Below are 15,518 nucleotides of genomic sequence, written 5' to 3'. Positions count from 1 at the left end.
TAACGCTTGCCTTTCTTATCGGCCTACCATCGGGCCGACTTGGAAAAAAGCAATGCCATGGCGCGATTTATTTGCATGGTCGAGGGTGGGCTTCATCAAGATGTTGTCACCTTGGCTGGCAAAAGGGCCCGTCCGCCAAGCCAGAATAGCACCGCACTCATCAAGCCAAGGTGGCACGCGATGATCAAGCTCCAGCGCAAGCCCTCTTGGCGCGCGACCACACAGGCGGCTTCGCCCGCCGTAGCGGCTGCTTTGCCGCAAGCCGTGGCAAAATCTCCTACGCCCAAGGCGCTGCCATCAAACATCAGATTGCGCAAAGCATCCGACAAAACGCCTGCAAACAAAGGCCCGACGCCAAGGCCTACCAAATTGACTACAAACAACGTGATGGCAACCGCCATCGCCCGCTGGTTTGGCGGCACAACTTTTTGGACGGTAGCAAAAGCAGGCCCATACCAAAGCGAGTTTAAAACTCCGGGGATCCAGATCAGCACTAAAGCCGTCTGCCAAGACGCTGACATATAGCCTGGCGTGAAGGTCACACTTGCAATCGCCATCCCGATGGCGGGAACATATAGGAAGGCGGCAGGGTTCTTGGCCCCATATTTGTCAGCGAAATAGCCACCGAGCCAGGTTCCGATCAATCCACCTACCCCTGAGGAAATCCCGAGCCAAATGCCCACTTCGCCCGCACTCATGCCATGAATCCGTTGGAAAAAGGCTGGCGTGAAGACGCCTTGGCCATAGCTGACAAAGGCCGCACTGGCGGAGGCGAGTGTGACAAACACATAGGCCCGCGATTTGAGCAGCGCCTTTAGCGTTGACCATACACTGCCTTCCCCTGTGGTCGCATGCGTTGGAAAGCCCAAGGTGCGGCGCGGTTCCTTTAACGTGTACCAAGCTACAAGGGCGAGGGCGACGCCGGGCAAGCCAGCGACCAAGAAAGCCGTACGCCAACCCCAAATATCAGCAATGACACCGCCGAGCACAGCCCCTAATAAACTGCCAGCTGGGACACCAAGGCCATAAAAGGCAATGGCGCGGGCGCGTCGGTCAGCTGGCACATAGTCGGAAATCAGGGAATGGGCTGCGGGCGTACACCCTGCTTCACCAATGCCAACGCCGATGCGGCCCAAAAGCATTTGCGTGAAGTTCTGGGCCAAGCCGCATAAAGCGGTAAAGCCGCTCCACACCGCTAAAGAAATCGAGATGATCTTCACCCGGTCGCTGCGGTCGGCCAAACGGGCAATGGGAATACCCAAGACCGTATAGAAGAACGCAAAGGCGAGGCCCGTCATAATGCCGATCTGCCAGTCATCCAGCACCAATTCGCGCCGGATTTCTTCAGCCAGAATGCCAACAATGCTGCGATCGAGAAAATTGAGGATATAGATGATCAACAACATCCAGAGGGCATAGCGGATATAGGCTGCACTCAATTGGGGAGGGGTGCTGACGGTCGCATCGGAATCTGCCTTTGGGCTCCACGCGCCCACGGCTTCGCGTTGATCTGACATGACATCTCCCCGTATTTCTTTTTGTGCTGGATTGATTCAAGCACTTTGATTTAGGGCTCAGCTTAACCAAACTTGCCCACTTGCAAACAACTGAAATGGGCAGAACACGGTTTTGTGTGTATTTCTGCTGTACTTGGATTTAAAATCCAATTTTTCGGTATGCGACGGAATTAAATTCTAAGAAATTTTACTTGACCAAGGCGCGGCGCATGTTTATGCCTTTCGTCGAAGTTTGAGGAAACTCCATCATGCGCAACGTCGCACGTGTACTCGTTAGAATGCCGCGGCTTGGTGAGGGATAGTCCTCTCACCAAATCGCGGCGTTGCAACACAAGGGGCTCACCAAGCCCCTTTTTTCATGCCCAGAAAACCGCCATAAGCACAAAAACTTGGAAGTCCGCCCGATGTACGACACAGAAATTGAGACCAGCACGATGACAAAGCCTGAACCGATTGAACTGACGGGTGCCGAAATTCTGGTGCGGGCCATGCAAGAGCAGGGCGTGGAAACGATTTTTGGCTATCCTGGCGGCGCGGTTCTGCCGATTTATGATGCGCTTTATCAGCAAGAGCAGATCCAGCATGTGCTGGTGCGCCATGAGCAAGGTGCCGGCCATGCCGCAGAAGGCTATGCCCGGTCGACGGGCAAGTGCGGGGTGGTGCTGGTAACCTCCGGGCCGGGTGCCACCAATGCGGTGACGGCTTTGGTCGATGCTTTGATGGATTCGATTCCCTTGGTGTGCATCACTGGCCAAGTGCCCTCGCATTTGATCGGCTCAGATGCATTTCAAGAATGCGATACCACCGGGATCACACGGTCTGCCACCAAGCACAATTATCTGGTCAAGGACGTCAATGATCTGGAGCGGATCGTGCATGAGGCTTTTCAAGTTGCCACCACAGGCCGGCCTGGCCCTGTGCTGATCGACATTCCCAAGGATGTCCAATTCAAAAAGGCGCTCTACCGCGGCAAGCCCAATGATTTGTCGCCCAATTATCGCCCGCCAACCAATCCAGACCTGATCGCGATTGAAAAAGCGGTTGAATTGATGGCCTCAGCCAAAAAGCCAATCTTCTACACCGGCGGTGGGGTGATCAATTCCGGGCCAGAAGCCTCCCGCCTATTGCGCCAATTGGCGGCGGCAACGGGCTTCCCGGTCACCTCAACCTTAATGGGTTTGGGCAGCTTTCCAGCCAGCGACCCCCAGTGGCTCGGGATGCTGGGCATGCACGGGGCTTATGAGGCCAATATGGCCATGCATGATTGCGATGTCATGATTTGTCTTGGCGCGCGCTTTGACGACCGCGTGACCGGGCGTCTAGATGCTTTCTCGCCGGGGTCGAAGAAAATCCATATCGATATTGATCCCTCCAGCATCAATAAGAATGTGCGGGTGGATATTGGCATTGTCGCCGATGCAGGCAAAGCAATTGCCGCCCTTTTGGCCCAGTGGCAGGCGCGCGTTGGCAAGCCAGCTCAGATTGCCGATTGGAATGCTCAGATTGACCGCTGGCGGGCACGCAAAGGCTTTGCCTATCGCCAAAGCGGCGAGGTGATCAAACCCCAATATGCGGTTGAGCGGCTCTATGAACTCACCAAAGACCGCAAGACCTTCATTACCACCGAAGTGGGCCAGCATCAGATGTGGGCCGCCCAATTCTATCGCTTTGAAGAGCCCAATCGCTGGATGACCTCAGGCGGGCTTGGCACCATGGGCTATGGTCTGCCTGCCGCGATTGGCGTGCAGATGGCCCATCCGGATGGGCTGGTGATTGATATTGCCGGGGAAGCCAGCATCCAAATGTGCATTCAGGAAATGAGCTGTGCGGTCCAATATGGCCTTCCAGTCAAGATTTTCGTGCTCAATAATGAATGGATGGGCATGGTGCGCCAATGGCAGCAATTGCTGCATGGAGAGCGCTATTCCCAAAGCTATTCCCATTCCTTGCCCGATTTTGTGAAGCTGGCCGAAGCCTATGGGGCCAAAGGCATACGCTGTGAGGATCCAGCCCAGCTTGATGCCGCGATCCAGGACATGATCGACTATGATGGCCCGGTGATCTTTGACTGCCGCGTCACCAAGGATGAAAATTGCTTCCCCATGATCCCATCGGGCGCGGCGCATAATGAAATGCTGCTGGGCGATGATGGCCAAGACCTCGGCACCGCCATTGATGAGAAGGGGCGGCAGTTGGTGTAGGGGGGGGCTAGCTGCCGTCACACAGGTTTGTCCAGACGCGCTTTGGTGCAGACCCTGCTGCACGCAAAGCGCGGGACGCGTGTGAAATCGTCCTCTTCCGGCCGTCAAGGCACGCTTCGCTCTCTGGCCTTGACTGCCGCAATCGGACTCAGACACCCGGCGATGTGGCCACCAGTTCAAGCGGGTCAAGGGTAGAAGCGAAGCGTCCCTTGATGCGATTGAACGGGTAAAAGAGAATTGAAACAAGGTTTTGCGTATCCAAAATGGTCACCAAAACCGTTCCCAAACGAACCGGCTCGACTTCAGAAGCTACCGCCCCATAATCTCATGGCGCGCCGCTTGGGCTGATAACGTGCAGCGGGTGAGTTTGCGGACAGACGCAGCGGTGTCGATGGCGGCTAGGTAGGCCTAGTTCCGCCCGAGTTTGGTGGATGCTAATCCACATGCAAAGCTGAGAATAAAGGTGTCAGCATGCGATAGCCGGGACTAAAATCTGCTGTCAGCACATCCAACTAGAATCAGAGGAGCAACCATTGATCTTGAAAAAGTTCCCGTTCTGGGTGGCTGCTCCGGTTGCAGGTTGGGCGATGCTGTTTCCCGCACAAACCCTGAATGTGCCACCACCACGTGCGCCGGTTCCAGTTCACGGTTCTGGCCGCGAAGGCTGGGACCCGAATGAGGGGGAGTTTGACGGGGATGGGGAGGCATGATGACCGACCCTGCCACGTTTGCCGCCACTTGGATCGCCGATTGGAATGCCCACGACATTGAAAAAATCCTCGCCCATTATGCGCAGGATGTCGTGTTTCATTCCCCCAAAGTCGCGCTTCGCACTAAGGGCGAAAAGACGTTCTTCACCAGTCGGGAAGAATTGCGCCCCTATTTTAGTTTTGCCTTTCAAATCCGGCCGCATCTGCGCTTTACCCTACTCAACATCTGCCAAGATCGGCAGGGCTTAGCTTTGATCTACCAAGATGAAACAGGGGCGACAGCCACCGAACTGATGGATTTGAACGAACAAGGGCAAGTGGCGTTTGCACGTGTCCTCTATGATCGCTAAAGCAATCTGAACTCAGCCAGTCGAGACCCATTCATGACCCAGCCCGGTTCAGCTTATTTCATTCCTGAAGGCGAAAGCCCCATCATCCGCACCACTTTGGCGGTCATCGTCACCAACGAACCGGGGGTCCTTGCCCGCGTGGTCGGGCTGTTTTCGGCGCGCGGCTATAATATCGAAAGCTTGACGGTGGCCGAGACCGATCATGAGGCCCATACGTCGCGCATTACGATCGTCACTTCGGGAACGCCCAGCGTCTTGACCCAGATACGCGCCCAATTGGGCCGATTGGTGCCGGTTAAGCGCGTGATCGACTTTTATGGCGATAGCGATGCCGTCGCGCGCGAACTGGCCTTGATCAAAGTGGCTGGCACGGGCGATGTACGGGTAGAAGCCATGCGCTTGGCCGACGCCTTTAAGTGCCGGATCATGGATGCAGGTTTGAACCATTTTACTTTTGAATTGACTGGCTCCTCAAAAAAGCTGGATGATTTCATCGATTTGATGCGCCCACTTGGCCTTGTTGAAGTCTCGCGCACGGGCGTTGCCACCATACGCCGGGGTCGGGATGTGATTTAGGGCCCGGCATCAAGGCGCTTTGGTTCGGGAATTGGCCTTGTTTTGGCCCAAAGTTCACGTTTGGATGGATAGATGAAAAGCTCTCTGAGATATCTCATCATGCTGGCGATTGCTGCGGCTTTGGGGCTAACCATTTTTCTGGTGGGCCAGCGCGAGCCTGAACAAAAGGCCCTATTTTTGGGCGTCGATGGCGACCCGCGCATGCGCTTGTGCGACAGCCCCGTGAATGGTGAATTGGCTGATCCGGCCATTTTGAAAGCCATGGGGATCGACACGCCCTTTGCCAAAGCGGCAGATGATAGGGCGGCTTATCGGATTTCGGTTTTGCGGCCTGCCAGCGGGGAAAGCATTTCCATCACCTTTCGGACGCCGGAAGATGTACCCGGGCGCTATGAGATGGTGCGGTGGGACGGCAAGGCAATCAGCCGCGCCAGCGGAACTTTGGATGTGACCGATGCGGCGAGCCTGGTTTATGCGTTTGAGGACGCCAGAATTTGGGGCGAGTTGAAACGTACCATCGAGACTTTGGCCCGCGCAGGCCAAGCCACCGCGGTGATCGAAGTGCGCGCGCCCAAGCGGGAACGCTGTGTCTCAACCCGCTATGATGATGAGCGGGTGCAGCCTCTCTTGGCCGTCTTCGCCAAAAGATTCGCCTTCCTGCCAGGTGCTTTGCCGGTTGAAGGCCTGATCGCTCCGCAAGCAGGCTTTGCGCCTAAGCCTGCGAACAAACCAAACTAGGGGAGGGGTATATGAGACGCTTGACTGGCGCCATAATCGGGTCCCTCATTCTTGCTTGCGCCGTCGGGCTGCCTGCCGCACAGGCGCAGACAAGCAAAAAGGCCACCAATCAAACCAAAGCAGCGGCAAAGCCAGCACCTGCGCCAAAGGCTGAATGGCGCGCGCCCGCTCCTGCCGCACCCGCTGCCGCCGCTGCTGCCCCAAGCCCAGAAAGCACCGCCCCCCTCTCGCCAGAGGAAGAAGCTCAGAACTTGGCAGCGGCTAAGGCGACACCTGATGCCGCCCTTGCCTCGCCCGAAGGCTTGCGGGCTGTCCAGGCTTTGCCAGCTGAAGCGGCTGAAGCGGCAAAGCCCGTCGATGAAAGCGAAGAATTGCTCACGATTGATCGCGCCTTTGCCGCCAATCTCGTCGCAAATGGGCCGCTCAAAGCCTATGAAGCCATGATGTCGGCTGAAGGCGTGTTACATGATGCATCTGGCTCGTCTCCAGCGGGGGCTGCGGGCGCACAGGCGCGCTTTGGGACATTTCCTGCCGATGTGACTCTCGAACGCAGCCCAGAGAGTGCGATGGCCGCCGGTGGCTCTGGTTCATCTTGGGGGCGCTATGTGATCCGGCGCGGGGATAATCAGCTCAGCCTTGGGCGTTATGTGACCGTATGGCGGCGCGAAGCGGGGGGGTGGTTGATTGTCACCGAGCTGGCCGCCGGTCGCGCTGGCCCACAAGCCGCGGCTGCGGCAGGGCCGCTACCGCGCAAGCCACCCAGCGTGGCACCTCGCCCACCGGCATCAGCGCCACGGAACTGAGGACTTAGCTGAGATCGAACCCCCATATGCTGATGGCTTCGATTGACCTCGACGCAAAAAAACGCTCTTAACCCGGGGCAAATTCAACTTGGCTTGCACTATTGTGCCGCTACAATTTCAATCTGGAGAGAAAAAATGCGCGTGTTCTATGACGCTGACTGTGACCTTGGCCTGATCAAGGACAAGATTGTCGCGGTGGTTGGCTATGGCAGCCAAGGCCACGCCCACGCGTTGAACATGAAGGATTCTGGCGTGAAGAACGTCTGGGTTGCTCTGAAGGCAGGTTCTGCCTCAGCGGCCAAGGCGGAAGCGGCTGGCCTGAAAGTTGTAACCGTCGCAGAAGCCGCCCAAAAGGCCGATGCCTTGATGATTGTGACTCCTGACGAGATCCAGCCAGAACTTTATGCAACTGAAATCGCGCCCTATATCAAGCCTGGTCAAACCCTCATGTTTGCGCACGGCTTTTCGGTGCATTTCGGTCTGATCCAGCCGCCCAAGGGCGTGGACGTGGTGATGGTGGCACCAAAAGGCCCCGGCCACACAGTGCGCAGTGAGTATCAGAAGGGTGGCGGCGTGCCATGCCTTGTGGCGGTGCAACATAATGAAAGCGGCAAAGCCCTTGATTTTGCTTTGGCCTATGCCTCGGCTGTCGGTGGTGGTCGTTCGGGCATTATCGAAACCAATTTCCGCGAAGAATGCGAGACCGATTTGTTCGGCGAACAGGCTGTTTTGTGCGGTGGCTTGGTCGAGTTGATCCGCGCGGGCTTCGAAACCTTGGTGGAAGCAGGTTATGCGCCTGAAATGGCCTATTTTGAGTGCTTGCACGAAGTGAAGCTGATCGTAGACCTGATCTATGAAGGCGGCATCGCCAATATGAATTATTCGATCTCCAACACGGCAGAATATGGTGAATATGTCACCGGGCCACGCATCATTACGGCTGAAACCAAGGCTGAAATGAAGCGCGTGCTGGAGCATATCCAAAATGGCGGCTTTGCCCGCGACTGGATGCTGGAAAACAAGGCTGGCGCGCCCTTCTTCAAAGCGACCCGCCGTCTGGGTGATGAGCATCAGATCGAAGCCGTCGGTGCCCGCCTGCGCGCCATGATGCCCTGGATCGGCAAGAATAAAATGGTCGACAAAGCAAAGAACTAACCGGTTTGCCGATCCAAGATTTTTAAAGAACACGCCGGTCGCGCCAGCGCGACCGGTGGGATCGGCAAGAATAAAATGGTCGACAAAGCAAAGAACTAACCGGTTTGCCGATCCAAGATTTTTAAAGAACACGCCGGTCGCGCCAGCGCGACCGGTGGGATCGGCAAGAATAAAATGGTCGACAAAGCAAAGAACTAACCGGTTTGCCGATCCAAGATTTTTAAAGAACACGCCGGTCGCGCCAGCGCGACCGGTGGGATCGGCAAGAATAAAATGGTCGACAAAGCAAAGAACTAACCGGTTTGCCGATCCAAGATTTTTAAAGAACACGCCGGTCGCGCCAGCGCGACCGGTGGGATCGGCAAGAATAAAATGGTCGACAAAGCAAAGAACTAACCGGTTTGCCGATCCAAGATTTTTAAAGAACACGCCGGTCGCGCCAGCGCGACCGGTGGGATCGGCAAGAACAAAATGGTCGATAAGGCGAAAAACTAACGGCCTGCAGGCCGGGGGCTTGCCCCCTCCGCCGTAAAAGGGGGAGGCGAAGCCCTTTTGATAGGTTCCTCCGCCTCAGGCGCTAGCCTTAAAAAATCGAATAGCCCCCGTCGATCACCAACGTATCGCCCGAATGATAGGCGGAAGCTTGGCTGGCGAGATAGACGGCGATACCACCGAAATCGTCTGGTGTGCCCCAGCGGCGCGCGGGCACGCGAGGGATGACTTTTTCGGCAAAGGCGGGGGAGTTTTGTGCCATCTCGGTCATGTCGGTGGCAATCCAACCGGGCAGGATCGCATTGGCCCGCACACCATAGCGCGCATGCTCAACCGCGATGGACTTGATCATGGAGATAACCCCGCCCTTGGTGGCCGCATAAGCTTCGTTGCGTGCGGCCCCTTCAATCGCGGCAAGAGACGCAACGCCAACCAGCGACCCACCTGGGTCGCCTGCTTTAGCCCGCTCGACCATATGGCGGCACGCCTCACGCAAGGTGAAGAAAACGCCGTCGAGATTGACCGCTAAGGTTTTGCGATAGGTCTCGGTGCTCATATCCAAAAAGCTTGGCGCGCCATAGCCAACGCCAGCATTGGCAAAGACCGTGTCGATGCGGCCCATTTGAGCGACCGTGTCGGCCATAGCGGCGACCACTTGATCTTCGTGGGCGACATCAACCTCCCACGCCCTGGCCTTGACACCATGGGCTGCGAGTTTTTGGACAGCTTCTTGATTGGCAGCAGCTTTACGTCCCCAAATGGCGACATCGGCCCCGCAGGCAGCCAGCGCCTCTGCCATACCAAGGCCAATACCGCGATTGCCGCCTGTAACCAATGCGACATGTCCAGCTAAATTAAAGGGTTGATAGGCCATGGTGTTTCCCTGAGTCTTTGTGTGTGGATATTCCGCCCACACTAGCAAGCGCCCATCAGGGCGCAAGTGTTGAATGGTTTGTGCTTAAAGCGCGGACTCGCTATGAAATACTTCCATGTCCTATTCAGATTCGTCGCCAAATTCTGTCGTTCGCGTGACCCGTGATGGGTCTGCTAAGATCAGTATTGTCGTTCCCTGCTACAATGAGGAGGCCGTCATTGGTCTGTCTCACGCACAGTTGAAAGCCGTGCTGGAGTCTTTGTGGGCTGCCGAGCGCCTCGACTATGAAATCATCTATGTCGATGATGGCAGCCGCGACCAAACAGCCGTTAAGCTAAACGAACTGGCAGCAGGTGATCCGCATGTACGTGTGGTGATGCTGTCACGTAATTTCGGCCATCAGCCCGCAGTAACAGCCGGTTTGGATCAAGCCAACGGTGATTGCGTGGTGATTATTGACGCCGACCTGCAAGACCCGCCTGAATTGATAGCCGATATGGTGAAGCTATGGCGCGAGGGCTATGATGTGGTCTATGGCCAGCGCACGGACCGCGAGGGCGAGAGCGCCTTTAAGCTCGCCACAGCGCGCGTCTTTTATCGCGGCCTGAATTCCTTATCCGACGTTGATATTCCCCTCGACGTCGGCGACTTCCGTTTGATCGATCGGCAAGTGGTGGACGCCATTGGCTCCATGAAGGAACGCGATCGTTTTCTGCGTGGCATGATTAGTTGGGTTGGCTTTCGCCAGACCGCGCTTCCTTATCGTCGGGCGGCCCGTGCGGCGGGTGAAAGCAAATATCCCTTACGCAAAATGGTCTTGTTTGCCCTAGACGGCATGCTGTCCTTCTCGCTGGCGCCGTTGCGCTTTGTTATCACGCTGGGCTTGTCCATCTTCGTTCTGTCAAATGTTGGCATTGTCTACGCTATCTTGAACCGCCTCCTGACCGATCAATGGGTGAGCGGTTGGACCCTTTTGTTTATCGCCGTCATGTTTATGGGCGGGATGCAATTGATGGTTTTGGGCATGATCGGGGAATATGTCGGCCGCATTTATATGGCCTCCAAAGAAAGGCCGCTTTATCTGGTCAAGCGCTTCATTGGCTTCCATGACCGGGGCTGATCTGAGAGCCAAGGCCATATTGGGTTTGCGCTATGTCGTCGCCGGGGGCTTGACCTCGCTTGTCTATATCATCGTCTATAATCTGATGGTCTATCTCGGCCTTGTGCGTTTCTTTGCCTCCAATTTGGCCTATGGCGCGGCGCTTTTGTTTCAATATTCAGCGCATGGGAAATTCACATTTGGCCATCGAGAGACAAAACCCGGAACCCTATGGCGCTATCTCTTTGCGGTCGGGGTTGGCTTTTTGATCGCAGCCCTCATCAGCCAAGCCAATACCAAGCTCTATGATCTGCCCGACCTTGTGGTTTCGGCCATTGTGATGGTGATTGTGGCGTGCACCAATTTCCTGTTCTTCAACTTCTGGGTCTATGCAGACCATACAGCCAAGCCGGTACAAGGTGACCATGACAAAAGTTGAGCGTGTTTCCACCCTGTATGTCGTCGGTGGGTTAGCATGTGTCGTTTTGGGCCTTGCTTTGTCTTTGGTTGTTTTGCCAGGCCCCGACCTATTATGGCGCCTCTATATTGCAGACGGTTTATTAGACGGCAAAGTGCTTTACCGCGACTTGCTGGAGGTCAATCCGCCGCTTTGGTTCTGGGCGGCTTTACCCGCGGCTTGGGTGGCGCAACATACGCCGATCTTAGCCTATCACGCGCTGATGGGTCTCAATTTGATGGTGATCTTTACGGCCACCGCCCTTTTGTATCATGTGGCCAAAAAGACGCTTGGAAGTGCGGCTGCGGCCTCGACCGCTTTTGGGTTTCTTCTGGCCATGTGTTTGGTCAGCGTCGGCGATTTTGGCCAGCGTGAACAATCCTTGATGATGGCCTGTAGTCTGTGGATTGCCTTGCTGTGTGCCCGGCTTGAAGGCCAAAAAGTTGCCTTGCCACTTGCCATTTTGGTTGGGCTTTTGAGTGCTTATGGCTTTGCGCTGAAACATTATTTCGTGCTCTTGCCGCTTGTATTGGAAGCTTGGCTCCTCTGGCGGCAAAAACGGGCTTGGCGGCCATTTCGCCCGGAAAATCTAACACTGGCCGTTTGTGCCATCGCCTATGCCGCGGCCACTTTGACATTTACGCCCGACTTTCTGGGGCGCATGTTGGATTTGATACAAACCGCCTATTATGCCTTTGGCCCATGGAATGCCTTCTCGTCCTACGAGCGCAAAGTTCGCCTGGCGATGCAGGGTTTATTTGTCTTTGTCCCCATGGCCATCATGCTGTTGACCAAGGAACGGCGCGACTTTTGTATCGCTTTGGCGATTGCAATCGTTGTCTGTTTGGCAATCGTCATGCTCCAGCAGAAAGGATGGCGCTATCATTTCATCGCAGCCCACGGCCTGTCGGTGATGCTGTCCATCATGGTTGTCCATAAGGCTTTCTTCAATCCAGACGGTGGCACCCGGATTGCCTTACCCCTTGTTGCCACGCTGACCCTGATTTGGACGGTGGTTGCCATGCCAGCGATTGGCAATGTTCAAACCCGCGGCCAAATTGTCGAGCCGCTCTTGAAGTCAATCGTTGCCAAAGAGCCCAAAGAGAACCGGATATTCATTCTCTCGATTGGGCCGGACTATGCTTTTCATCCATTGGCAGATGCGGGTCGGTCTTACTGGTCTCGTTATTATTCGATGTGGATGGTGCCTGGGCTTCTAACCCCAAACAATAATCCCAAACTCGAAGCGATCCGCAAAGTCGAGAAGGACCGGGTACGGGCAGAATTTATCGAAGATGTTCAGTGCAGCCGGCCCGACTTGATCATTGGGGAAGTCGGTTATGTCAGAACGCCAAACGCCATTCGGCTTGATTCAATCGCCTATCTGACCGAAGATCCAGCCTTCAAGGCTTGGCTTGGCAATCATTATTTGGTCGAGCCCAATATTGGCCCATACCCCATCCGGCGACTTAACCGGAACGTTCCTCTACCAGCGCCTTGTAAGCGCGCCGCCCCTACGCCTTAACTATCACGACCAGCGAGACGCCGAGGGGGAGGGGGAGGCGTCCGATCAGATGGCGTTCAAACGCGAATATAGCTTCCAAGAGCTTGTTCAGCCAAGCCGATGGCATGCCAGTATCGACTTCCTTGCTGCCCGTCAGATTTTTCATCCAGCGGACACCGGCAATCAGGGGCAAAAGCAGGGTGTTGAAATAGCTCATCATCTCAATCTTGAGGCCAGCTGCTTCAATCGCCTGGCGCAGGGTCTGGGCGGTATAGCGACGCTTATGGTGATGTTCCTCATCGTGCGGGCTCCAGAGCGAGGGCATGGCCGGAACCGTCAATAAGAAACGTGCATCTGGCTTAAGCTTTTGGGCGACGGCCTTCAGCGCGCCCACATCATCATCCACATGCTCCAACACATCGAGCATAACGGCGAGGTCGAGGCTTTTTTCCGCGAGGGGTAGGCCATCTGGCAACCGGCCTTCCAAGACGGTGGCATCGGCCCGGGTGGCGGCATAGGCGCGCGCATCGGCATCAGGCTCCACTGCCGTCAAGGTTCCAAAGCGGGCGAGCACCGGCAAATTGGAACCTGTGCCACAGCCAATTTCTGCGATGGTTAGATTGGGGCGCTTGGCAATATGTTGGGTGATCATTTCTGCCACGATGCGCCGGCGGGCGCGGTACCACCAGTGATTTTCGTCAATGGCTGCCATTTCTGTATAGGCGGAACGTTCCATGCACTCAGGCTCCCTGCCATCCAAATCAAGGATGGACTTAACCGCGCTCCCTTAGCAAAGGGCTGGATGACAGTGGATTAACAAGTCAGCTTTAGCTGCAATTTTATGCATTTGCTGCGGTCAGATGAGAAATTTGCTTACTTTAACGGCTATTTTCGCAAAGTTGCGCAGTAAATTGTGTTCTAGCTTGGCTTTGAACCTGCTAAAGCGCGCTCTTCCATCCCACAGTTGCATCCCGGTCAAACAAGTCTCGCATGACACTTACCACTTCCCTTTTGTCTGGCGCACGCACGGGCAGTGCGACCAACACGACCGCGACCACGCTTTTTGGCTTGGCGTTGGCTGGTATTTTGGTTGTGGGCTTGTGGTCGATGCTACAGCTGACGCCTACAGGCGATATCGTCTGGCGGCTCTATGTGGCCGAGCAAATGGCGCATGGCAAAGTCATTTATCAAGATGTGATTGAGACCAACCCACCTTTATGGTTTTGGGCAGCTTTGCCTTGGTATTATGTGGGCACACTTCTCGGCGTCGCCCCCTATCACGTCCTGGTGGTTGGGGTGACGGGGCTGGCTATGTCGGCGATTTGGGCCTTAAATCGCTTGACGCGGGAGTTGGTTCCGACAGGTCAGCGTCAGGTCTTATTGCTGGCTTTTGCACTGTCCTATCTGATTTTGCCCTTGGGCGAGACGGGGCAGCGTGAACATGCCTTCTTTGTCGCCTCGGTATTGTGGACGGCCCTTGCGGTGGCCCGCATGGAAGGCAAGCCGATCTCTTCGGCAGCCCTTCTGATCACCTTGGGTTTTTCCGCTTATGGCTTTGCGCTGAAACATGTGTTTGTCCTGGTGCCTTTGCTGATCGAGGGCTGCATGATGGCGCGCTTGCGCCGTGCCTACCGGCCAATCCGCTTTGAGACCTTAGGGCTAGCAGCCGCTGCGGTGCTTTATACCATGGCGCTCGTCCTGTTTGCGCAGGACTTTTTCTCCCGCATTGTACCAATGGTGATGGTGGCCTATTCCAATTTTGGCCCTGTCATGCAGCTCGCCCCAAGCCGCCGCTTGAGCTTTATCTTGGGCACGACGAGCTTTGCTATCATCCCCTTTATCATGGCGCTTTTGGCTTGGGATAAGCGGTCGCTCACATTAGGCCTTCTGGTTACCCTTACAGCCATGTTGCTGGCCATATGGCTGCAGATGAAGGGTTGGCGCTACCACATGCTGGCCGCTCAAGGACTGTCCTTGATGTTGGTGGTCAGTATTGGAGCCAAAATGGTGGCAGAGCGTCGCTGGGTTGTTGCGACCCTCGCCGCTCTGGGCCTCGCCCTTCTGTCGCATCAGGCCATTTATAAGCCGATCAACCGTGTCTTGCTTACCAAGGGACAGCCTGTCTTCCCAACCTTACGCAAGTTTGTGAATAATGAGCCGAAAGAGAGCCGGATTGCCATTCTGTCTATTTCGCCGGAACACGCCTTTTACATCGTCCGTATCCTCGATCGCCCGATTATCTCGCGTCATTATGGCATGTGGATGCTGGTTGGCTTGGAAGTGCCCCAGGCAGATCCCAAGAAAGAGGCGTTCCGCAAGATGGAGCTGGACCGCGTGCGGCGTGAATATATCGCTGACCTAACCTGTCGGCCGCCCGATGTCGTGGTGGAAGAATATGGCCGCGTCTTTGCCAATCGCTTGGTTAGTTTCAATACCTTGTCCTATTTGCGCGAGGATCCAGATTTTGATGCCTGGTTTGCCAAGCATTATCGCTTTGATAAGCCCCTTGGCTATCGTCAGTTCGCGTGGCGCTTAAAGGGTGAGCGACCGAAAGATCAAGCCTGCGAGCACAATCCTTAGGCCGAAGGCAAGGCGGTAAGCCACAGGCGGTGGCCTGCGTGAATGATGCGGATTGTCTCGTCCCACAAGCCAAAGGTGTCTAAGGTCTCAAGGGCGACAAAGCGCGCTTCACTGGCATCATCGCCCGCCCGAACCGTGCCAGAGCGATAGCGTGCCACATAGTCGATCAGCACATAATGGCGCGTGACATCGCCCGTGGAGCGGCTGGTGAAAATTCCATCCACCACATCAATCAATCCCAGAATTTCGGCGGTCACGCCTGTTTCTTCCGCCAGTTCGCGTATCGCCGCATCCATCGCCTTTTCCCCCCACTCCAGTTTGCCACCGGGCATAGACCATTCGCCTTGTCGTGGAGGATTGCCGCGGCGGATCAACAGGACATGGCCAAGCTCATTAAAGCAGACAATGCCAACCGCAGGCACGGGAACAGGTTTGGCTTCCAGGGTCATGGCTTTGTGCTAG

The 15,518-nt window shown here is 55.7% G+C and carries 15 protein-coding genes; 11 read left to right on the top strand and 4 right to left on the bottom strand.

All coding sequences use genetic code 11. The annotated features are described in order from the left end of the window. Nucleotides 1-95 precede the first annotated feature (95 nt). On the bottom strand, nt 96-1,517 hold the full coding sequence (locus tag B7364_RS04965; protein ID WP_085338824.1) for a spinster family MFS transporter: 1,422 nt from the start codon (nt 1,515-1,517) through the stop codon (nt 96-98). Nucleotides 1,518-1,921: 404 nt separating this feature from the next. Here B7364_RS04965 and B7364_RS04960 point away from each other — a divergent pair, with 404 nt between their 5' ends. The 7 genes from B7364_RS04960 (at nt 1,922) to ilvC (ending at nt 8,050) form a co-directional block, all read left to right on the top strand. Continuing rightward, nucleotides 1,922-3,718, top strand: coding sequence for an acetolactate synthase 3 large subunit (locus tag B7364_RS04960; protein ID WP_198534041.1), 1,797 nt, complete (start codon nt 1,922-1,924; stop codon nt 3,716-3,718). Between the two features lie 533 nt (nt 3,719-4,251). Next, entirely contained in the window at nt 4,252-4,428 is a 177-nt protein-coding gene (locus B7364_RS17815; protein WP_198534040.1) for a hypothetical protein, read from the top strand. Further along, complete coding sequence (locus B7364_RS04955) at nt 4,425-4,778, top strand: nuclear transport factor 2 family protein (RefSeq protein ID WP_085338823.1); 354 nt, start codon at nt 4,425-4,427, stop codon at nt 4,776-4,778. Before B7364_RS17815 ends, B7364_RS04955 begins: the two co-directional genes overlap by 4 nt. A gap of 33 nt (nt 4,779-4,811) precedes the next feature. Next, nucleotides 4,812-5,354 (top strand): acetolactate synthase small subunit, encoded by a 543-nt coding sequence (gene ilvN, locus B7364_RS04950; RefSeq protein ID WP_085338822.1) that lies wholly within the window; start codon nt 4,812-4,814, stop codon nt 5,352-5,354. A gap of 72 nt (nt 5,355-5,426) precedes the next feature. Further along, complete coding sequence (locus B7364_RS04945; protein WP_085338821.1) at nt 5,427-6,092, top strand: hypothetical protein; 666 nt, start codon at nt 5,427-5,429, stop codon at nt 6,090-6,092. Nucleotides 6,093-6,103: 11 nt separating this feature from the next. Beyond that, nucleotides 6,104-6,895 (top strand): nuclear transport factor 2 family protein, encoded by a 792-nt coding sequence (locus tag B7364_RS04940; protein WP_085338820.1) that lies wholly within the window; start codon nt 6,104-6,106, stop codon nt 6,893-6,895. A gap of 135 nt (nt 6,896-7,030) precedes the next feature. Continuing rightward, a complete protein-coding gene (ilvC, locus tag B7364_RS04935; RefSeq protein WP_085338819.1) occupies nt 7,031-8,050 on the top strand; it encodes a ketol-acid reductoisomerase in 1,020 nt (339 codons plus the stop codon). 583 nt (nt 8,051-8,633) lie between these two features. Here ilvC and B7364_RS04930 read toward each other — a convergent pair. Further along, a complete protein-coding gene (locus tag B7364_RS04930) occupies nt 8,634-9,416 on the bottom strand; it encodes an SDR family NAD(P)-dependent oxidoreductase (protein WP_085338818.1) in 783 nt (260 codons plus the stop codon). A 115-nt stretch (nt 9,417-9,531) separates the two neighbouring features. Between B7364_RS04930 and B7364_RS04925 the strand changes: the two genes are divergently transcribed. From B7364_RS04925 to B7364_RS04915, 3 genes are read left to right on the top strand one after another with little or no spacing between them, the layout of a single operon-like run. Continuing rightward, nucleotides 9,532-10,536 carry a glycosyltransferase family 2 protein gene (locus B7364_RS04925; RefSeq protein ID WP_085338817.1) on the top strand — a complete coding sequence of 335 codons (1,005 nt, stop codon included), beginning with the start codon at nt 9,532-9,534 and terminating at the stop codon, nt 10,534-10,536. Next, entirely contained in the window at nt 10,523-10,954 is a 432-nt protein-coding gene (locus B7364_RS04920) for a GtrA family protein (protein WP_157893500.1), read from the top strand. The genes B7364_RS04925 and B7364_RS04920 overlap by 14 nt, the downstream gene beginning before the upstream one ends. After that, entirely contained in the window at nt 10,941-12,497 is a 1,557-nt protein-coding gene (locus B7364_RS04915) for a hypothetical protein (RefSeq protein WP_157893499.1), read from the top strand. The genes B7364_RS04920 and B7364_RS04915 overlap by 14 nt, the downstream gene beginning before the upstream one ends. Here B7364_RS04915 and B7364_RS04910 read toward each other — a convergent pair. After that, nucleotides 12,487-13,212 carry a class I SAM-dependent methyltransferase gene (locus tag B7364_RS04910; protein ID WP_085338814.1) on the bottom strand — a complete coding sequence of 242 codons (726 nt, stop codon included), beginning with the start codon at nt 13,210-13,212 and terminating at the stop codon, nt 12,487-12,489. The genes B7364_RS04915 and B7364_RS04910 overlap by 11 nt on opposite strands. A 254-nt stretch (nt 13,213-13,466) precedes the next feature. On the opposite strand from B7364_RS04910, the gene B7364_RS04905 reads away from it, so the two are divergent. Continuing rightward, the gene (locus B7364_RS04905; protein ID WP_085338813.1) at nt 13,467-15,056 is read left to right on the top strand and encodes a hypothetical protein; all 1,590 of its coding nucleotides are present in this window, start codon (nt 13,467-13,469) and stop codon (nt 15,054-15,056) included. On the opposite strand, the gene B7364_RS04900 is transcribed toward B7364_RS04905, so the two are convergent. After that, nucleotides 15,053-15,505, bottom strand: a complete 453-nt coding sequence (locus tag B7364_RS04900; RefSeq protein WP_085338812.1) for an NUDIX hydrolase — start codon at nt 15,503-15,505, stop codon at nt 15,053-15,055. The genes B7364_RS04905 and B7364_RS04900 overlap by 4 nt on opposite strands. Nucleotides 15,506-15,518 lie beyond the last annotated feature (13 nt).

It is taken from the genome of Aquidulcibacter paucihalophilus (assembly GCF_002105465.1).
GTDB classification, from domain to species: Bacteria; Pseudomonadota; Alphaproteobacteria; order Caulobacterales; family Aquidulcibacteraceae; genus Aquidulcibacter; species Aquidulcibacter paucihalophilus.
This window is presented reverse-complemented; position numbering and strand designations above follow the sequence as displayed.